The sequence below is a fragment of the Oceaniglobus ichthyenteri genome (assembly GCF_003057885.1).
Classification (GTDB): Bacteria; Pseudomonadota; Alphaproteobacteria; order Rhodobacterales; family Rhodobacteraceae; genus Oceaniglobus; species Oceaniglobus ichthyenteri.
Genome location: NZ_QAGK01000011.1, coordinates 40,944 through 60,298, shown reverse-complemented (window position 1 = coordinate 60,298; position 19,355 = coordinate 40,944). Strand labels below are relative to the sequence as shown.

At 61.1% G+C, this 19,355-nt stretch carries 21 protein-coding genes and 1 other RNA gene; 8 read left to right on the top strand and 14 right to left on the bottom strand.

All coding sequences use genetic code 11. From position 1 onward, the window contains the following. The first annotated feature begins 5 nt into the window (after window positions 1-5). The 4 genes from C8265_RS19545 to C8265_RS15300 are packed head-to-tail and all read left to right on the top strand — an operon-like array spanning window position 6 to window position 4,829. Window positions 6-170: a hypothetical protein gene (locus tag C8265_RS19545; RefSeq protein ID WP_164512349.1), complete on the top strand. Its 165-nt coding sequence runs from the start codon at window positions 6-8 to the stop codon at window positions 168-170. Then, a complete protein-coding gene (locus C8265_RS15310) occupies window positions 167-1,576 on the top strand; it encodes an amidase (protein WP_108484958.1) in 1,410 nt (469 codons plus the stop codon). Before C8265_RS19545 ends, C8265_RS15310 begins: the two co-directional genes overlap by 4 nt. Continuing rightward, window positions 1,573-2,562 (top strand): amidohydrolase family protein, encoded by a 990-nt coding sequence (locus C8265_RS15305; RefSeq protein WP_108484893.1) that lies wholly within the window; start codon window positions 1,573-1,575, stop codon window positions 2,560-2,562. The genes C8265_RS15310 and C8265_RS15305 overlap by 4 nt, the downstream gene beginning before the upstream one ends. Then, complete coding sequence (locus C8265_RS15300) at window positions 2,559-4,829, top strand: xanthine dehydrogenase family protein molybdopterin-binding subunit (protein WP_108484892.1); 2,271 nt, start codon at window positions 2,559-2,561, stop codon at window positions 4,827-4,829. The genes C8265_RS15305 and C8265_RS15300 overlap by 4 nt, the downstream gene beginning before the upstream one ends. 32 nt (window positions 4,830-4,861) lie before the next feature. On the opposite strand, the gene C8265_RS15295 is transcribed toward C8265_RS15300, so the two are convergent. From C8265_RS15295 to nudC, 3 genes are all read right to left on the bottom strand, one after another. Beyond that, on the bottom strand, window positions 4,862-5,317 hold the full coding sequence (locus C8265_RS15295) for a hypothetical protein (protein WP_108484891.1): 456 nt from the start codon (window positions 5,315-5,317) through the stop codon (window positions 4,862-4,864). Between the two features lie 92 nt (window positions 5,318-5,409). Then, window positions 5,410-5,877, bottom strand: coding sequence for an SRPBCC family protein (locus tag C8265_RS15290; RefSeq protein WP_108484890.1), 468 nt, complete (start codon window positions 5,875-5,877; stop codon window positions 5,410-5,412). A gap of 48 nt (window positions 5,878-5,925) precedes the next feature. After that, the gene (gene nudC, locus C8265_RS15285) at window positions 5,926-6,888 is read right to left on the bottom strand and encodes an NAD(+) diphosphatase (protein ID WP_108484889.1); all 963 of its coding nucleotides are present in this window, start codon (window positions 6,886-6,888) and stop codon (window positions 5,926-5,928) included. Window positions 6,889-7,100: 212 nt separating this feature from the next. On the opposite strand from nudC, the gene C8265_RS15280 reads away from it, so the two are divergent. Continuing rightward, on the top strand, window positions 7,101-9,083 hold the full coding sequence (locus C8265_RS15280) for a bifunctional 2',3'-cyclic-nucleotide 2'-phosphodiesterase/3'-nucleotidase (RefSeq protein ID WP_420818873.1): 1,983 nt from the start codon (window positions 7,101-7,103) through the stop codon (window positions 9,081-9,083). Window positions 9,084-9,181: 98 nt separating this feature from the next. On the opposite strand, the gene recR is transcribed toward C8265_RS15280, so the two are convergent. The 8 genes from recR to C8265_RS15240 all read right to left on the bottom strand — a co-directional run bounded on the left by recR (window position 9,182) and on the right by C8265_RS15240 (window position 14,892). Continuing rightward, window positions 9,182-9,781 carry a recombination mediator RecR gene (gene recR, locus C8265_RS15275; RefSeq protein ID WP_108484888.1) on the bottom strand — a complete coding sequence of 200 codons (600 nt, stop codon included), beginning with the start codon at window positions 9,779-9,781 and terminating at the stop codon, window positions 9,182-9,184. A 40-nt stretch (window positions 9,782-9,821) separates the two neighbouring features. Further along, entirely contained in the window at window positions 9,822-10,166 is a 345-nt protein-coding gene (locus C8265_RS15270) for a YbaB/EbfC family nucleoid-associated protein (RefSeq protein WP_108484887.1), read from the bottom strand. A gap of 56 nt (window positions 10,167-10,222) precedes the next feature. Next, window positions 10,223-10,615 carry a hypothetical protein gene (locus tag C8265_RS15265; protein ID WP_108484886.1) on the bottom strand — a complete coding sequence of 131 codons (393 nt, stop codon included), beginning with the start codon at window positions 10,613-10,615 and terminating at the stop codon, window positions 10,223-10,225. Further along, a complete protein-coding gene (locus C8265_RS15260; RefSeq protein WP_108484885.1) occupies window positions 10,615-12,333 on the bottom strand; it encodes a DNA polymerase III subunit gamma/tau in 1,719 nt (572 codons plus the stop codon). The genes C8265_RS15265 and C8265_RS15260 overlap by 1 nt, the downstream gene beginning before the upstream one ends. Before the next feature lie 56 nt (window positions 12,334-12,389). After that, window positions 12,390-12,758, bottom strand: coding sequence for a YidH family protein (locus C8265_RS15255; RefSeq protein ID WP_338065791.1), 369 nt, complete (start codon window positions 12,756-12,758; stop codon window positions 12,390-12,392). 26 nt (window positions 12,759-12,784) lie between these two features. Beyond that, a complete protein-coding gene (gene rsgA / locus C8265_RS15250) occupies window positions 12,785-13,828 on the bottom strand; it encodes a ribosome small subunit-dependent GTPase A (protein WP_240611110.1) in 1,044 nt (347 codons plus the stop codon). A 145-nt stretch (window positions 13,829-13,973) separates the two neighbouring features. Beyond that, an RNA gene (gene ffs / locus C8265_RS15245) (signal recognition particle sRNA small type) lies at window positions 13,974-14,072 on the bottom strand. Between the two features lie 73 nt (window positions 14,073-14,145). Next, entirely contained in the window at window positions 14,146-14,892 is a 747-nt protein-coding gene (locus tag C8265_RS15240) for a DUF1013 domain-containing protein (protein ID WP_108484884.1), read from the bottom strand. A gap of 132 nt (window positions 14,893-15,024) precedes the next feature. On the opposite strand from C8265_RS15240, the gene C8265_RS15235 reads away from it, so the two are divergent. After that, entirely contained in the window at window positions 15,025-15,654 is a 630-nt protein-coding gene (locus tag C8265_RS15235) for a ribonuclease T2 family protein (RefSeq protein WP_108484883.1), read from the top strand. Here C8265_RS15235 and C8265_RS15230 read toward each other — a convergent pair. From C8265_RS15230 to C8265_RS15220, 3 genes are all read right to left on the bottom strand, one after another. After that, entirely contained in the window at window positions 15,651-16,622 is a 972-nt protein-coding gene (locus tag C8265_RS15230; RefSeq protein WP_108484882.1) for a DUF808 domain-containing protein, read from the bottom strand. The genes C8265_RS15235 and C8265_RS15230 overlap by 4 nt on opposite strands. 120 nt (window positions 16,623-16,742) lie before the next feature. Continuing rightward, the gene (locus C8265_RS15225) at window positions 16,743-17,726 is read right to left on the bottom strand and encodes an NAD(P)H-quinone oxidoreductase (protein ID WP_108484881.1); all 984 of its coding nucleotides are present in this window, start codon (window positions 17,724-17,726) and stop codon (window positions 16,743-16,745) included. A 20-nt stretch (window positions 17,727-17,746) separates the two neighbouring features. Beyond that, window positions 17,747-18,430 (bottom strand): COQ9 family protein, encoded by a 684-nt coding sequence (locus C8265_RS15220; protein ID WP_108484880.1) that lies wholly within the window; start codon window positions 18,428-18,430, stop codon window positions 17,747-17,749. Between the two features lie 109 nt (window positions 18,431-18,539). Between C8265_RS15220 and rpsU the strand changes: the two genes are divergently transcribed. Then, window positions 18,540-18,746: a 30S ribosomal protein S21 gene (gene rpsU / locus C8265_RS15215; protein ID WP_007118112.1), complete on the top strand. Its 207-nt coding sequence runs from the start codon at window positions 18,540-18,542 to the stop codon at window positions 18,744-18,746. Between the two features lie 117 nt (window positions 18,747-18,863). Beyond that, window positions 18,864-19,310, top strand: a complete 447-nt coding sequence (locus C8265_RS15210) for a transglycosylase SLT domain-containing protein (protein ID WP_108484954.1) — start codon at window positions 18,864-18,866, stop codon at window positions 19,308-19,310. The last annotated feature ends 45 nt before the right edge of the window (window positions 19,311-19,355 follow it).

Sequence of the window (19,355 nt, the reverse complement as noted above, 5' to 3'; positions counted from 1 at the left end):
CGCCCATGACCGAACGTTCTGATTCGCAACACGATATGTGTCAACGCCACGCCGCCGTAATCAAGGCCACCGAGGCCAGCATCGCCGCGCTGCCACCGCTGCCATTTGCGTCAACACCGCAAAGCTTTGCCGCGCTCAAGGCGTCATGCCTGCCCGGGCCGCCCCGATGAGCCGGTGTTCCGGCGTGATCGCCGCTGCCGATGCCTTTGCCCGGGGTGAGATCAGCGCCGAAGCGGCAACAACCGCCGCCCTGTCGCGGCTGAACTCCATCGCCGGGCTGAACGCCCTTGCCACCCTGACACCCGATGCCGCGCAGGAACAGGCCCGCGCACAGGATGCCGCCCGCGCCAAGGGCCGCCCGCTTGGCCCTCTGGCCGGGGTGCCGATGGCGCACAAGGATCTGTTTTATCGCACAGGTCGCACCAGCCATTGTGGCAGCACCATCGCCAGCGGCGTTGTCGGCACCACCACCGCGAGCGTGCTGACCCGGCTGGATGGCGCCGGGGCCATCGACCTTGGCACGCTGCACATGGCCGAATTCGCCCTCAGCCCGACAGGGTATAACGAACATTACGGTCACGGGCGCAACCCCTGGAACCCCGATCATATCTGTGGCGGCTCGTCCTCGGGGTCGGGCATTGCCGTGGCGGCGCGCGCGATTGCCGGATCTTTGGGCACCGATACCGGCGGTTCCCTGCGCCATCCGGCGGCGGCCTGTGGGTTGACCGGGCTGAAACCCACCCACGGCGCGGTCAGTTGTGCCGGGGCGATGGCGCTGTCGGCCACGCTTGATACTGTCGGGCCGCTGACCACCAGTGCGCGGGATGCAGCCCGGATCATGGATGTCATCGCCGGGGAAGACCGCGCCGATCCTACCACCGCCTGGGCCCCGGTTTTGCACCACGAGGCGGCATTGACCGGGAAAATCGCGGGCCTGACCCTGGCCCGCCCACGCGGTTATTACGACGAGGAACTGGACAGCGTCATCGCCAGTGCGCTGAATGACGCCGCCGCCACGCTGACCGGGCTGGGCGCGACTCTGGTTGAAACCACAGCCCCCGAAATGGCCCCGGCCAATGCCTTTGCCCATCTTGTCATGGCGGTTGAGGCGGCGACGCTGCACCGCGAATGGCTGATCACCCGGCCACAGGACTACGCCGATCAGGTGCGCGCCCGGATCGAGCCGGGCCTGTGTTACCGCGCAACCGATTATGCAGGGGCGCTGATGCGGCGCGGCGCCATCGCGCAAAATTGGATCGATACGGTGATGGGCGGGGCCGATGCGGCGCTGTTGCCCGCCTATCCCGTACCCGTGCCCAGCATCGCCGCCACCACCCAAGGCGCGCCGCAAGACATCGCGCGCGCAATTGCCACGCTTACCCGCAACACCCGCGCGATCAACTATTTGGGCCTGCCCGCCATTGCCTTTCCCATCGGGTTTGACCGGGCGGGCCTGCCGATTGCCTGTCAGATCGTCGGGCGGCCCTGGTGCGAACCGTTGCTTTTGCGCCTTGCCGATGCGTTTCAACAGGCAAGTGATTTCCACCTGCGCCAACCCGAAAGTGTCGCCCCATGATCATCGACATCCACACCCACACCCTGTGCCCCGGCGTCAACGATATTCTGGGCGGGCCACCACCCCGGGGGGCCGTCCCCTATCAGCGCGATATGTCCGAAGAAAGCCGCGCGGTGGACGGCGCCCAAGGGCCCGATCTGATGCAAAAGTTCAACGATGGCCCAACGCGCGACAGGGCAATGGCGGCAATGGGCGTTGATTTTCAAATCATCGCGCCCGCCCCCGGCCAACAGCATTACTGGGCCGAGGCCGATCTTTTGGCGCGCCTGTCGCGGGCGCAAAATGATCATGTCGCGGCCACGGTCGGGCGCGATACGGGGCGGTTTGCCGGCCTTGGCACCCTGCCTCTCAGCGCACCTGACGCGGCGGTGCGCGAAGCCACCCGCGCGGTCGAAGAACTGGGCCTGCGCGGTTTTCAAATCGACAGCCGCGCCCATGAGATGGAGCTATCCGATCCGGCGCTTGATCCGGTATGGGCAAGGCTGGCGCAATTGGGTGCGGTGCTGGCCATTCATCCCCTGGGGTTCAGCCATGGTCAGCGGCTGAGCGATTTCTTTATGGTTAATGTCGTCGGCCAACCGTTAGAAGAAATCATCGCCGTTCATCACCTGATCTTTGGCGGCGTGTTGGATCGCCACCCGGATTTGCGGGTGCTGGTGGCCCATGGCGGCGGTTACTTCCCCTATTACGTCGGGCGGATGGATCACGCATGGAACGCGCGCCCCGAATTGCGCCGCCTGATTGGCGATGCGCCGTCCACGTATCTGCGGCGGATGTGGTATGACACCTGCGTGTTCGATGCGCCCACTTTGGCGCGGCTGGTTGATCTGACCGGGGCCGACCGGGTGATGATGGGCAGCGATTGGCCCTTTGACATGGGCGATGCCGATCCTGTTACATTGGTGCGCGCGGCGGTGCCCGACGCGGCGGCGCAAGCGGCGGTTTTATCCGGAACGGCGGTGGATTTCTTCCGCCTCGCGCGATGAGTGATCCCCTGCGCGGCACCGCCCGCTATACCGCCGATGTTACGCCCAAAGGCCCGCTGCATGTGGCGTTTTTGCGCGCGGATCGCGCCCATGGGGTGCTGTTGGGCCTGGATATCGCGGGCGCACAGGATGTGGCGGGTGTCGTTGATGTTCTGGTGGCCGGTGATCTGGGGCGCTTGGGCAATTTTCCGGCGTTTCTGCGCCAACCCACAATCGATGGCCGCCCCCTGATCGTGCCGCACCGCCCGGTAATGGCGACAGATCGCGTGCGTTATGTTGGGGAGCTTGTGGCGATGGTTTTGGCACAAACCGCCGCCGCCGCCCAGGATGGTGTTGAAGCATTGGCACCGGAATATGATGATCTGCCTGCCATCGTCGGGTTGGACAGCGCGCGCACAGGCCCCGACATTCACCCCGAGGCCCCCGGCAACAGGGCCGCCCGGGTTGATCTGGGCGATGCGGGCGCGGTGGCGGATGCGATGAACAACGCCGCGCGGGTGGTTGAAACCACCATCGCCCTGCCCCGTGTCGCCCCCCACCCGATGGAGCCGATGGCCGCCATCGCCGCCTTTGACCCTGATCGCGACCTTTTCGATCTGTGGGTCCCGCATCAGGGTATTGCCGAGCAACGCCGCGATATTTGCGCCGTTTTGGGCGTGGCCCCCGGTGCGGTTCGGATTCACGCCGAGCGTGTGGGCGGGGCGTTTGGCGTGCGCGGCGCGGCCTATCCCGAAACCATCGCCCTCTTGGCCGCAGCACGGCGCACCGGGCGCGTGCTGCGCTGGCAGGCCAGCCGCAGTGACGGGTTTGCCACCGATTATCATGGGCGCGGCACCCGGCTGACCGGGCGGTTGGCGCTGGACAGCGCGCACCGGTTCACCGCCATTTCGGTTCAGATCAACGCCGATCTGGGCGCCTATGTGCACCCGGTCGGCGCGCATATCAGCGTGAACAACCCGCTGATGACCATTACCGGATGTTACCGTATTCCGGCGGCGCGGGCGCAGTTCGATCTGATGTTCACCAACGCCGTTCCCATGGGCCCCTATCGCGGCGCGGGACGCCCCGATATTGCGCTGCTGGTTGAGCGGTTGGTGGATATGGCGGCGATAGAAACCGGGCAAGACCCGTTAGATTTGCGCCGAATAAATGCCGTTGGCGCGGCTGATTTCCCTTGGCGCACTCCCTTGGGTGCGGAATACGACAGCGGCGATTATCCCGCCCTGATCGACACGGCGCGGCGCGCCGCCGATTGGGATGGATTCGCCGCCCGGGCCAATACCGACCGCGCCGCAGGTTTGCTGCGCGGGATCGGCGCGGCGCTGTTTGTTGAGGTGGCCGGCGGCGGCGCCACCCCCCGTGATGAGGTGCAGTTGCACATCGACAGCCACAATGGCACGGCGCATATCACCCTGATCACCGCCAGCCAAAGCACGGGGCAGGATCATGCCGGATTGTTTTGCGATATGATCACGGCGCGCCTTGGCCTGCCGCCAACTGCCGTGACGTTGGAGCAAAGCGCGCCAGACGCAATGCTTGAGGCGGCGGGATCTTATGCATCACGTTCAACCACGCAGATCGGATCGGCATTGTATCACGCCTGTGATGCCCTGATCGCGCGCCTGATTGACGACACCGCCGCCGCGCAGGGCGTTCCACCCGACACCCTGACCGGCGATGTTCAGGCAATCCGTGACAATTCGGGCAATATAATATGCACCCTTGCCGCCGCACTGGACCGGGCCGCGTCACAGGGCGCGTTTTCGATTTCGGGCAAAGCCCCTGTGCGGCAAACCTATCCGTCAGGGTGCCATATTGCCGAAGTCGCCATCGACCCGGCCACGGGCCTGTGTCATGTTTTGCGGTATCTGGCGGTGGATGATGCGGGGCGCGTTCTGTCCCATCATGGGGTCGATGGGCAATTGCGCGGCGGTATCGCCCAAGGCATCGCCAACGCCCTGTTCGAGGGCCATGTATTTGACGCATCAGGCCAGATCCTGAGCGGGAGCTTGATGGATTACACCCTGCCCCGCGCCCAAGACATGCCGCCGGTGCACATCATCACCCAGGACAGCCCATCGCCCACCAACCCGCTGGGGGCCAAGGGCGTGGGCGAAGCCGGAACCACCGGCGCGCTGGCCGCCACCACGAACGCCGTCGCCGATGCCCTGCGCCAGGCTGGCGCAACCCTGCCCGAACTGCCGCTGACCCCGGCCCGGATTTGGGAGGCTGTAAACGCCACAGAACCGAAAAAGCCGGATGAATGACTTTGACTGGATATCAAACGACACCGAACATTTCAGGGTAACGCGCTGGAATTAGCGCGCTGATACCAGGTTTCACACTCTACCTCGGTTACTTTCACCCCGCGCCCGCGCACGACATATGATCCCGATGGCAGACATTCGGCGTCCACCGGCACCGAAACTTTTTGCGGCGGCGGGTTTGGCCGGTTGCCGCACACCACCTTGGCGCGCTGTATCGCCTGATCCCCGATCAATGACCCCTTGCGCAATGGGCACCCAGTTGCACGTTCCATGGCCTGAGCTGCGCGGGCCATAATATCGGCTTCGCGCGGACGCCATTCGCGACTGGTGCGCAGGGATTCAACCCGGTCACCGCGCATACGCACGCTGAAAGTTGACGGTCCGATTGCGACCGTCTGGGATGGCATTCCCTGAAACGCCAATGACGGGCTGTCACATCCCGCCAGAGCCATCGAAAAAACCAACAAAAGCGCGCGCAAGGTCCACATGCGATCAATCTATCGCAGGGCTGGTTAATAGATCATGAATTTCCTGCGGAGTCGCCTTTGCCACAGATTCCAATGATCACAACAAAACGATTTCAGGCGGTCGCGCGATACCTGTCTTCAAGATCCGACGCAAAAGTCGCGATGCGGGTGTCGAATTTACCCTGAATGCGGCCTTTGGCCAGTTTCAGCGATTGCACAACCATTCGCGTCGTCATGGTGCGCGGTCGCAGATCGACCGAAATTTCAAATCGGGTGGTGTTGCGCGACAGGGCCATCAGGCCAACCGTCATGTCGATGTCCACACCTTCACCCGCGCCGTGTATGACAAACCCCGTGGGCACATCGAACCCGGTGACTTCGGCATCAATGGTCCAAAGTCGGTTGCGATACGGAACCTTGAGCGACCATGCCGTACCACACCCGACCGGCGCGGCCCCGGTGGTGCGGACCACTTCGATGTTGCGGCGCAGGGCCTGACGTTCGAAGGCGGCAAAATCGCTGGCGGCACGAAACACATAGTCCAGCGGCGCTTCGATGTCTTTGCGGGTGGTGAATTTCATAGGGGGCAGGCCTTGCAATGGTGAAAAACGGTCGCGCCCTGTTAGCGGTTAATCCAGCGTATCGGCAACCCAATGATGCAGAAGAAACCCGGCAATTGCGCCCCGTCGCGGGGGCCGGATGCGCGGATGATCGCCGGCAAAGACCTGCATCATGTCCTCACGGGGCAACCACAGCGCCTCTTCGATTTCGTTGGGATCAATGGTGATGTCGGTGCTTGTGGCTTCGCCCCAGCAGCCAAACATCAAAGACGCGGGAAACGGCCACGGCTGACTCGACAGGTATCCGACACGCCCGACCTTGATCCCGGATTCCTCCATGACTTCGCGGCGCACCGCGGCTTCGATGGTTTCGCCCGGTTCAACAAATCCGGCCAACAGCGAATACATGCCATCGGGCCACCCCGGAGAGCGGCCCAAAAGAACCGAATTTCCATGGGTGATCAGCATGATCACCACCGGATCGGTACGAGGAAAGTGATGCCCCCCGCAGGCCGCACAGTTACGTTGCCAACCGGCCATGGCCATGTGCGATTCGGCCCCGCAGCGGGCGCAGAACCGGTGAATACTGTGCCAGGCCAGCACCGCCTTGCCGCTGGCCACGATTTCGACATCCAGGGGCGAAAGCGCCGTCATGACCCCGCGCAACTCGGCAAAGCGCAAAGCATCGGGCAGGTCCGGGTGCGCCTGTTCCGACGGGTCGAAAAAATCATGCAAAGTGTCAGGCAGGGCCTCAGGCACCCAGGCTGACAGATCAACGGCAAAGCGCGGCCCATCGGCAAGGCCCAGAAACACTGGCGGGCCAGCCGCCCTCAGCACCGGATCGCCAACCCGCAGCCAACCCGGCGCCATCGCGCCACCCCCAAACGAAAACAAAGGCTTGCCGCGCCAGATCGGGATCACCCGCGCATCCGGATCGGCCCACATCCGCGCTTGCGCCGCCGCATCCCCGCGCAATTCGCCCGCCCGTTGCAACCCGCCGCCCCCAAAAGTGACCGTTTCTGCCAATTTCATCGCGCTTCTCCGTCCGACTGCTGTGGGTTCCTGCCATGGGGCGCGCGTGCGGTAAATGCATCGGCGACAAAATAATCCGCCGCGCAACCCCAAGATGTATTGCCCTACCCAGACAGTCCGATAAACGTGAAAACCAACACATTGCTTTTCTGGTGAAAAAAACCTGTCATGATCCAAAGTCACAAGATGTCCGCCCCCAGCAGGAGCAAATCATGCCACGCCAGACTGCCCGCCCATCGATGACCCGTCGCACGTTTCTGTCCACCACCGCCGCCGGTGGGGCCTTGATCATGATCCATCCGTTTTCGGCCCAGGCCACCGCAGGTCAGGCGCATTTGCGACTGATGGAAACCACCGATCTGCATGTGCACGTCTTCCCCTATGACTATTACAGCGACAAAGCCGTAGACACGGTTGGCCTGGCCCGCACCGCCGCCCATATCGCCGACATCCGCGCCGAGGCAACGAACACACTGTTGCTCGACAATGGCGATTTCCTTCAGGGTAATCCCATGGGCGACTACATCGCCTACGAGCGCGGCATGAAAGAGGGCGACACCCACCCGGTCATCGCCGCAATGAACACCGTCGGATTTGATGCCAGCACCCTGGGCAACCATGAATTCAATTATGGCCTGGATTTCTTGATGAAATCTGTTGCAGGCGCGAATTTTCCGGTAATTTCCGCCAATGTGGTCAAAACCCAAGGCAGCGATCCCACCAAGGATACCACGCTTTTACCCCCATTTGTCATTCTGGATCGGATGCTGACCGATGGCGCGGGGCAAGAGCATGCGATCAAGGTGGGGCTGATCGGGTTTGTCCCACCCCAGATCATGAACTGGGATCGCAAGCACCTTGAGGGCAACGTGACCGCGCGCGATATCGTCGCCTCGGCCCGCGCCTATGTGCCGGTGATGAAGGAAATGGGCGCCGATATCATCATTGCGCTGTCCCATTCCGGCATCGGCGCGCCGGTGGAACAAGAAGGGCAGGAAAACGCCGCAACCGCGCTGGCCCTCGTGCCGGGGATCGATGCCATTCTGACCGGTCATTCGCACCTGGTGTTTCCCGGTCCCACCTATGCCGATTTTGCCGCGGTCGATGCCGAGGTCGGCACATTGCACGGCAAACCCGCCACCATGGGCGGGTTCTGGGGCAGTCATCTGGGCGTGATCGACCTGATGCTGGAAAAAGACGGTGCAGGATGGCGCGTGGCCGCCCATGCGTCGGAAACCCGGCCGATTTCCAAACGCAACGATGACCGCTCGATCACCGCCTTGGTGGAAAGCGATAGCGCAATTCTCGCCGCAACCCAGGCCGATCACGACGCAACACTTGCCTATGTGCGCCGCGCGGTGGGCAAAACCGAGGCGCCGCTGCACAGCTATTTCGCGCTTGTCGCCGATGATCCATCGGTTCAAATCGTCAGTCAGGCACAGGTGTGGTATATCACCCAAATGATGGTCGGCACGGAATACGAATCCCTGCCGATCCTGTCTGCCGCCGCCCCGTTCAAGGCCGGTGGGCGCGGCGGGCCCGAGTATTATACCGATGTGCCGGTGGGCGACGTGGCGATCAAAAACGTCGCCGATCTGTATCTGTACCCAAACACAGTGCGCGCGGTAAAAATCAACGGCGCACAATTGCAAGGCTGGCTGGAACGCAGCGCGGGTATGTTCAACCAGATCGAACCGGGCAGCACCGATAAACCGCTGCTGAACCTCGATTTTCCCAGCTACAACTTTGATGTGATCGATGGGGTGACCTATCAGATCGACCTGTCGCAACCTTCGCGTTTCGACAGCAAAGGCGAAGAAACGAACCCGACCGCGAACCGGATCATCAATCTGCAACACAACGGCGCGCCGGTGACGGACGATATGGAATTCATCGTTGCCACCAACAATTACCGCGCTTCGGGCGGCGGCGGCTTTCCTGGTGCCAAAGGCGATACCGTGGTGTTTGAGGGGCCCGATACCAACCGTGATGTTATCGTGCGCTTTATCGTCGAACAAGGCACGATCAACCCACAGGCCGATGCCAATTGGTCCTTTGCGCCCCTGCCCGGCACCACCGTCACCTTCGACACCGGCCCCGGCGGCGCCTCTTACGCCGATGCCGTGCCGGGTGTGAAACTGGAACCAGCGGGCGATGGCGATGATGGATTCGCCCGTTTTCGCCTGACATTGTAAAAACCACGGGGCGCGGCATTTTCACCGCGCCCCTGTTTTTTCTTGCTATAAATATCCAAAGCACACCATCCGCACCGGGCACCCGGCCCAAAGGGGCGCTAAAACGCGCGCCGCGCCTTTAACGCTGCGCTGATTGTGCCATCGTCCAGATAATCCAACTCCCCGCCAATCGGCACCCCTTGCGCCAGAGAGGTGACGGAAATCGCCAGTGTCTCAACCTGTTCGGCGATGTAATGGGCGGTGGTCTGGCCATCGACCGTGGCATTCAGCGCCAGAATGATTTCGCCCACGCCTTCGCGTGATATCCGATCAATAAGGCGGGGAATGTGCAAATCTTCCGGCCCGATGGCATCAAGCGCCGATAATGTACCGCCCAACACATGATAGCGGCCTTTGAACATGCCGCTGCGCTCCATCGCCCATAAATCGGCCACGTCTTCGACCACACAGATTTCGCCGGTGGCGCGGCGCTCATCGGCGCAGATCGGGCACAGATCGCCGGTGCCGATATTGCCGCAGTTCACACATTCGCGCGCCGTATCGCCCACCTGTTGCATCGCGGCGGCCAGCGGGGTTAACAACTGCCCGCGCTTTTTGATCAGATGCAAAACCGCGCGCCGGGCCGACCGGGGGCCAAGCCCCGGCAGCCGCGCCATCAGATCGATCAGCGCATCAATATCGCTTGGCGGGCCACTCACGGCGCACCCCGTTCATAAGGGAGAATCAGCAAAACAGCCCTTAAAACGGCAGTTTCATGCCCGCGGGCAGGCCCATGCCTTCGGTCAGCTTGCTCATTTCCTCTTGCGATTTATCGGCTGCCTTTTGCTGGGCATCCTTGATCGCCGCCAGAATCAGATCTTCGACCACTTCTTTTTCATCGGCATTAAAAATCGACGGGTCGATATCAAGCGCGGTCAGCACACCTTTGGCCGTTGCTGTGGCTTTTACCAAACCAGCGCCGGATTGGCCGGTAACCATGGTGGTTTCCAACTGTTCCTGCATTTCGGTCATTTTGCCTTGCATTTCCTGGGCGGCTTTCATCATTTTGCCCATATCGCCCAATCCGCCGAGTCCTTTTAACATGCTGTCACGCTCCTGAATGTTGATGTTTTGTTACAGATACGCACGGCGGGCCTGTCTCACAAGGGGCGCGAGAGGTGCCAAAGCCGCAATGCGGTGAGCATCGCCAAGGCGCCATAGATCGTGGCACTGATCCATGTCGGGCCAAGGCAGCCTTCGTCCTGCATCTGCGCCGCCAAAAGCGGATCAAGAGACAGGGCCGTGCCAAGAAACAGCGCCACGCCAACGGCCAACACCAATGCGATCACCGCCAAGGCCTGTGATCGCACGGCCCAGGTCAGCACACAGACCAATATCACCACCGCGCCCAAGGGCGAGGTGAGAAACAGCGCCGCCTCGCCCCAGGCATCCAACCGCCCTTGGGCGGCGGACCATGCCGGGCGGGCCTGTGCGCAGACCCCGGCCCAAACCGGGGTTGGGAGAAACGCAATCAAAGGTGCGGCGCGGCGCATCAGTCTTCCTCGAACGGGTCCCATTCATCGGGCACTTCGGGCAATGCCTCTTGTTCGGCTTCGGCACTGATGTCTTCGGGCGTGCGGATATTGGTGATTTCGGCCTTGGGAAAGGCCAACAGCACCGCCTGCATCATCGGATGCGCCGCCGCTTTTGCCTTCAGGTCATTGGATTCCGCATCGCGCAGGGCGGCGATGGTGGGCGCGCCGCCCTCATTCACCAGGGTCACGGCCCAGCGCGCGCCGGTCCAGAGTTGCAACCGCTGGCTTAACCTTGCGGCCAGATCGCGGGGCGCGGCATCAGTTGGCACAAATTCGATCCGGCCCGGCGCGTAATTGGCCAGTTGCACACAGGTTTCAACCTCGATCAACAGTTTGGCGTCACGATTGGCGCGGATCAGATCGATCACATGGTCAAAGCTGGCAAAACGCGCCAAACCGGGGTCGGGCTGGTTGGCCAGGGCGGGGGCCGCACCGCCACCAGAGCGTGTGGACATGGCGCGCGGCCCCGGCCCCCCCGATGGCGGCGGCGCATTCGGTGCGGGCGCGGTGGGGCGCGGCGTGTTTTGCAATTTGCGTAACAAATCATCGGGGCTGGGCAAATCGGCCACATGGGTCAGCCGGATAATCGCCATTTCCGCGGCCATCATCGCGTTGGGCGCATTGGCGACCTCTTCCAGCGCTTTGAGCAACATCTGCCACATCCGCGTCAGGATACGCATGGGCAGTTTGCCTGCCATCATCGCGCCGCGCGCCTGTTCATCGGGGCCGATTGTCGGGTCGTCGCCCGCATCCGGCGTAATTTTGATCACGCTGATCCAATGGGTAATTTCGGCCAGATCACGCAGCACCGCCATGGGATCGGCCCCATCGGCATATTGCGCCGAAAGTTCGGTCAACGCGCCCGCCGCATCGCCCTGCATCACCATATCAAACAGATCGAGCACCCGCCCACGATCCGCCAGGCCCAGCATCGCGCGCACCTGTTCGGCCGTGGTTTCGCCCGCACCATGCGCAATCGCCTGATCCATCAGCGACATCGCATCGCGCACCGATCCTTCGGCGGCGCGGGTGATCAATGCCAGGGCATCATCGGCGATTTCGGCGCCTTCCAACCCGGCGATATGTTTCAGGTGGTCAATCATCACTTCGGGTTCGATCCGGCGCAGATCAAACCGTTGGCACCGCGACAGAACCGTTACCGGCACCTTGCGGATTTCGGTGGTGGCCATGATGAATTTGGTGTGGGCGGGCGGTTCCTCAAGCGTTTTCAGCAGCGCGTTGAACGCGGCGGTCGACAGCATGTGAACTTCGTCGATGATGAAAATCTTGTACCGGCCTTCAGCGGGGCGGGTGTTGGCCATGGCGTTTAATTCGCGCACGTTATCAACCCCGGTGGACGACGCCGCGTCGATTTCAAGCACATCAAAAAACCGCCCCTCGGAAATGCCCACACAGGGTTTGCACACCCCACAAGGCGAAGTCGTCGGCCCGCCGGTGCCATCGGGACCAACGCAATTCATTCCCTTGGCGATGATCCGTGCCGTGGTGGTTTTTCCCGTGCCGCGAATCCCGGTCAGGATGAACGCCTGGGCGATCCGGTCAGCCTTGAACGCATTTTCCAGGGTGCGCACCATCGCATCCTGTCCCTTGAGATCGGCAAAGGTTGCGGGGCGGTGTTTGCGGGCAAGCACCTGATAGGCGGACGTGTCAGACATGGGGCCTCAAAACTTTTGCGCGCGGGGAATCGCACGGTTAACTTAGGCCCGCTGCCTCAGATGATCCAGAGCAACGCAGCCGTTCCCGCCGCCCCCACGCTGAGCAATGTCGCCAACATGGTCATGCTGCGCGTGGGAATCGGTTTGGTGGCGTGTTCGCTCATCCGGCTCAGGGTTTCGCAGGATTTTCGCCGCGCCATCCAGAATATAACCACCGCAATGGCGCAAAACAACGTCGCCACACCGCGCGCCGGATGCCACGGCAGATCCGCCTCGCCAAAAATTGCCCGCAGACCCAGCGCCAGTGCAACACAGGCCATGCCCGTGCGCATCCACCCCGCAAACGTCCGCTCATTTGCCAGGATCGTGCGGTCTTCGGCCCAATCCGTACGGTCTTCGGCCATTTTATTTTTGTCTTGGGTCACTGTGCCTCTTTCCTTTTGCGAATGGCTTAGTCCTGTTGTTTGCGCTGCCGCCGCGCCTTGCCCTCGCGATAGGTTTTCTGAAGCGACCGATCGCGCCGGCGGCTTTCGTGAATCGAGGTCGTGTTCTGCTCTTCTTCTTTGGCCAGTTTGCGCCACCGCTCTAACCGGTCCGCGTCAATCGCGCCTGTGGCAATGGCAGCCTGAATGGCACAGCCCGGTTCGGTTTGATGGGCGCAATCGTTGAATTTGCAGTGGCCGGCCAATTCAACCAGATCGCCAAACACCACATCAATGCCATCGGATACATCCGAAAGCCGTATCGCCCGCATTCCGGGGGTATCCACCAACCAACTGCCGCCCTTTGCCGGAAACAGCCCGCGCGCGGTGGTGGTATGGCGGCCCTTTGCGTCATCTTCGCGGATGCCATCGGTTGCCCCGCTTTGGTTGGTCAGCGCGTTCAGCAGCGTGGTTTTACCCACACCGGAACTGCCCAAAAGCGCGCCAGTGCGCCCCGTGCCCAACCATCTGGTCAGGATGGATACCGCCCCCGGATCGCGGGCATTCAACGCCTCAACCGGCATATCCCCAAGGGCACGCGCCCGGGCCACGTAATCATCGGCATTCGCCATATCGGCCTTGGTCAATAAGATCACCGGCGTTACCCCCGCCTCAGCGGCCAGTATCAAATACCGCTCCAACCGGGCAGGGTTGAAATCGGCATTGCAGGATGAAACGATGAATAATGTGTCGATATTGGCAGCAATCAGTTGAACTGTCCGCCCGGTGCCCGCCGCGCGCCGTTGCAACAGCGAATGACGCTCAAGCCGGCGTGCCACGCGCCAGATGTCAGGTGTGGCCAGCACCCAATCGCCCACGGCATAATCTCCGGCACTTTCACCGCCGGGCAAAACCAACACCTCTGTGCCGCTTTCGCCAAGGGCCAGAACCGAATCACGCATAACCGAGGTGACGCGCATCGCCACCAACCCGGCATCTTCTTCTTCGCCAAGCTGCGAAGAAAACGTGTCCGACCATCCCAGATCGGCCAATGAATATGAAGTATCTGCCACAGGCTTACCTTATCACCCAGAAACCAGAAACCGCACCGCCAACAGGGGCAGCACGGCGGTTTACCGATGGCAAAGGATAAATCGTTAGGCGGGAGGGCGCCAGTAGGGTGCGATTAACAATCATCGCAAACCCACCGCAAAAATAAGGTGAGAGGCTGGACAACGACCCAAGCGAGGCTCGTTACGGCTGCTTCCTTCCGGATCTGACCGGGTTGGCGAGGTGCCTGCCCGCGCCAACCTCTCACCCCTCATATAATCAAACCGGCAATGGTGTGCAAGGGACGACGCACCAATCGCGCAACGCCCCCCACGGGCGATCAATCTTCGTCATCTTCCTCGGGCGCATCATCGGGCAGGTTGAAAAAGCTGTCGGCGTCAGACACGTCACGCTCTTTTTCGTCCTCATCCGATTGCGACAGGCTGAAGGTTTCCAGACCGGCAATCGCCGTTGGCATCTTGGGCTCGGGGTCCATCCCCAGGCTTTGTTCGGTGCTGACCAGCTTGCGCCGTTCATCATCGGACATCACGCCGCCTTCTTTTGCCTTCTTGGCATTGGCCTTTTGCACCGCCAGATCCAATTCGGTCTGTTTGCACAGGCCAAGGGCAACGGGATCAATCGGTTGGATATTGTTGATGTTCCAATGGGTGCGTTCGCGAATCGCCTCGATTGTCGGCTTGGTGGTGCCCACCAGTTTGCTGATCTGACCGTCGGACAATTCGGGGTGAAATTTCACCAACCACAAAATCGACGCCGGGCGATCCTGGCGTTTTGACAGCGGCGTATACCGCGGGCCGCGACGTTTTTCTTCGCCCACGGCAGCGGCATAAAATTTCAGCTTCAGCTTGTGCAACGGGTCTTTTTCGCCCTTGTCGATTTCGCTTTGATCCAACTGATTGTTGCCCACGGGATCAAACCCTTTCACCCCGGCGGCCACATCGCCATCGGCAATGCCCTGCACTTCAAGTTCGTGCAGACCACAGAAATCGGCAACCTGTTTGAAGGTCAGCGTCGTATTGTCGACCAGCCAAACGGCAGTGGCCTTGGCCATAATCGGTTTTTGCATCACAGTCTCCTTTGGCGGCAACCGGACATGTCGATTGGTCCGGGGAAAACGGCTGGTCCGGCTGGACCCTCACCTCGTTTTCGGGGAAGTTGGATGGGATATAGCCATTCCTGACCCATAGGAAAAGAGAAAATGCGCCTTTTGCTTGCCCTGATGCTGTGGCCGACGCTGGTTTGGGGCGAGGGCGAGCGTGCCGGTACGTTCGACTACTATGTTCTGGCGCTGTCGTGGTCACCAACATGGTGCGCGTTAGAGGGCAATGGGCGCCAGTCACCGCAATGTGGGGCGGATGCCGATAACGGATGGGTCATGCATGGGCTGTGGCCGCAATTTCACCGCGGCTATCCCAGCTATTGCCGCACCACGGCGCGCGATCCGTCGCGCGGGCAAACCCGCGCCATGGCCGATATTATGGGCGATCCCGGCGCCGCCTGGTATCAATGGAAAAAACACGGGCGTTGCGCGGGCTTGTCCGCCGATGATTATTTCGCCACCGCGCGCCGGGCCTATGACAATATCACGCGCCCGGAAGTGTTTCGCAAACTTGACCGCGCGGTAAAATTGCCCGCCTCGGTGATCGAGGACGCATTTATCAAAGATAATCCGACGCTTACGCCTGATATGATCACCATCACCTGCAAGGCGAACCGCATCCAGGAGGCGCGGATTTGCCTGTCAAAATCCCTGTCTCCGGTGCCCTGTGGGCGCGACGTGATCCGCGATTGCACGATGCAGGATGCGCTGTTCGCCCCAATCCCCTAGGCCGACGATTCAGCTTTTGAAAACCGGGCTGTGACCGGGGCAATCACATAGGTCACCAGCGGGATCAGGGCAAAACCGATGATCAGCCCGATAACCCCGTCCAGAAACGCAGTGACAAACCATTTAACAAACCCGGCCGCATCGGGGATCTGCGCGGCCGCGGCCACGGCAATGGCGTGAATCATTTCAGACGGGGCATGTACGCCCAATTCGTGCAACCCATGCACAATGATCGAACCGCCCACCCAAACCATGGCCGCCGTTCCGATAATCACCAACAATTTCATGAAATAGGGCATGCCCTTGACGATGTTCAGACCAAGAGCGCGGGTAAATGCCAAACGCCCCTTGGCCACCATCGCCAATCCAACATCGTCGCCCTTCACGATCAGCCCCACCGCACCATAAACCGCAAAGGTGATGATTCCGGCGGCCAGAGCCAAAACCGCCGCCGTTTGGATAAACCCCAAACCTTCGGGCAAAGCCGATAAAATGATCGTCATGATTTCGGCAGATAAGATGAAATCGGTCTTGATCGCGCCTTTGACCTTGGATTTTTCCAACTGCGCCTTGTTCATCTTTTCGGCAAGCAGGTCTTCGGCTTTGTGATCTGCGGGGTTCAGCACATGCCAGATCTTTTCTGCCCCCTCAAAACACAGATATGCGCCGCCCAGCATCAACAAGGGCGCAATCGCCCACGGCGCAAAGGCCGACAGCAACAGCGCCGCAGGCAGCAAGATGATGAGTTTGTTGAAAAGCGACCCTTTGGCGATTTTCCAGACGATCGGCAATTCGCGTTCGGCAGAAAACCCGTGCACATATTTCGGCGTGACCGCAGCGTCATCAATCACCGCGCCGGCGGCCTTTGATGATGCTTTGACCGCCTGGGTCATGACATCATCAACCGAGGCGGCGGCCACTTTGGCAATCGCCGCCACGTCGTCCAACAGTGCAACAAGTCCGCTCATAGGGTCGTCTCCGATTTAGGCATGTGGCACGATTTGCGGCGAGCCCGATGGTGCACAACGCGTGACAACCGCGGAAAGTTGCCCGCGACCCACCCCATGGGCGATTTTGGCACCGCCGGATCAGCCAATGCGCAGAACGATCTTGCCGATATGGGCGCTGCTTTCCATGCGGGCATGGGCCGAGGCGGCATCGGCCAGGGCAAATTCCTGATCCATCACCGGCGCGATCTGCCCACTGGCCAGCTTTGGCCACACGTCACGTTCCAACGCCCGGGCGATGCGCGCCTTGGCCAGGTCGGATTGCGGGCGCAGCGTGGAGCCGGTGATGGTCAGGCGGCGCACCATCAGTTGCGCAAAGTTCAACTCCACCTTCGGGCCGTTCAGAAACGCGATCTGCACCAACCGGCCATCATCGGCCAAGGCTTTGACGTTGCGGGGTAAATAATCGCCCCCCACCATATCCAGTATCAGGTTGGCGCCGCCTGCCCCTTTCATCACCGCGACGAAATCATCATCGCGGTAATTCACCGCCACCTCGGCCCCCAATTCCAGACAAGCGGCGCATTTTTCATCACTTCCGGCGGTGGTGAACACCCGCGCCCCCATGGAGCGGGCCAGTTGAATTGCCGTTGTGCCAATCCCGCTGCTGCCACCATGTACCAAAAACCGCTCGCCCGCTTGCAACCCGCCGCGCATCACCACGTTGGAATAAACGGTAAAGAATGTCTCGGGCAAACAGGCGGCCTGTTTCATCTCCATGTTATCGGGCACAGGCAGGGCGTGATCGCCGTGACACACCGCATATTCGGCGTATCCGCCACCGGGCAACAGGGCGCATACCCGATCCCCCACACGCCAGCGGGTGACGCCGGGGCCAATGGCGGCCACTTCGCCCGCCCCTTCCAATCCGGGCAAATCGCTGGCCCCCGGCGGCGGCGCATATTGGCCCGCGCGCTGCAACGCATCGGGGCGGTTGACCCCGGCATAGGACAGTTTGATCAATATCTGCCCATGGCCCGGCACCGGCACATCCCGTGTCACCGGGCGCAACACATCCGGTCCGCCGGGCGTTGTAATTTCAATGGCTTGCATGGTCTTTGACATGGGAAAATCCGTCTATGGCTTTATTTGTCCGGGCGCGTCCAACTGCCCGGCAGATCGACGCGCGGCACACGGGCAGGCGGGCGCATCTTTGACATGGCAAGGTTTGGCAGCACGGTGAAGGGTTTCAACAGCGGGTTTTTATTGACCGCCGCCTTGAATTTCTCAATCGACATCACATCGCCGATCCGGCGATCCAGAAATTCCCAGGTTGCGGATTGATCAACCGATTCGTCGCCCAGCCAGAACAGAACCGTCGCCCCATAGACCGCCGAAAGCGTGGCGCGTTTTGTGTACCAATTGCCATCTTGCGAGGTATCGCCCAGCGCGGTCCAGATATGATCGGCGGTTTCCCACACCGCCTTGGCCCCATCGGCGGCATAGACTGGCAGGGCAAACAGGGTGGTGCCCCGGCGCACGGCCTCTTTATCCGCCGCCTCAAGACGAAACCGAACCGCAGCCGCGACTTTTTCGCGAAACCGCAAATCGGTCAGGGGTTCGCGTTTGATACGGGCCACCATCGCGCGATCCCCGGCGCGGTGATACGCCATGGCCAGATCCACCGCGCCACGCGGAAACAGCGCCCGCGCCTCGGCCAGATCAATGCCGGTATCCTGCGCGGCGGCAATCAGGGTTGCATCGCTCCACCCGTCAAAAGGAACATGCGCCAGCGCCGCATCAAGAAGGGCGGTTTTCGGGTCGGTCATTGCATCACTCCTTTGGTTGCGTCGATGCTAGACAAGTTAGCGCAGGTTTGCTATAGGGCCAGTTCCTGCAAATCCTTGCAACTCAACTTAGAAAGGTGGTGAAAACCACATGCAGGTCAGTGTTCGTGACAACAACGTCGATCAGGCGCTTCGTGCCCTGAAGAAAAAGCTCCAGCGTGAGGGCGTTTTTCGTGAGATGAAGCTTAAGCAACATTTCGAAAAACCGTCCGAGAAGAAAGCGCGCGAAAAGGCCGAGGCAATTCGCCGCGCCCGCAAGCTTGCCCGTAAAAAGGCCCAGCGCGAAGGCATGATGTAAGTCATCCCATACTGGGGGGTTCGCCCCCGACAGATGACCCCCAGGCGCGAGCGTGGGGGTTTTTTGTTGCTTGATCGTGGACAATCGGCTATCGCGCAGAAAACCCATGAGGGCATCATGAACCGTCGGCTGTTTATACTTTTGTTTGTCGCACTGGCCGCCTGCGGGCGCGCAGATGTTGAAACAACCCGGGCTGACACCGCCCAAGGCCCCCGCGCATTGAATGCGATGATCGCGCGCTATGCGGATTTATACGATGTACCCGCCGATCTGGTGCACCGCGTCGTTCAGCGCGAAAGCAGCTATAATCCCGCCGCGCGCAACGGTATTTATTATGGGTTGATGCAAATTCATCCGACCACAGCGCGCACCATGGGCCACAACGGCCCGCCAGAAGCCCTGTTACAGCCCGAAACAAACCTGCGCTATGCGGTGAAATACCTGCGCGGCGCATGGCTGGTATCGGGCGGCAATCGCGATGCTGCCGTGGGATGGTACGCGCGCGGCTATTATTACGAGGCAAAGCGTTTGGGTTTGCTGAAAGAAACCGGTTTGCGCAGCTAACCAAAGCCATAATTTTGGCGCAAACTCGGTTTAATCTGGGGTGCA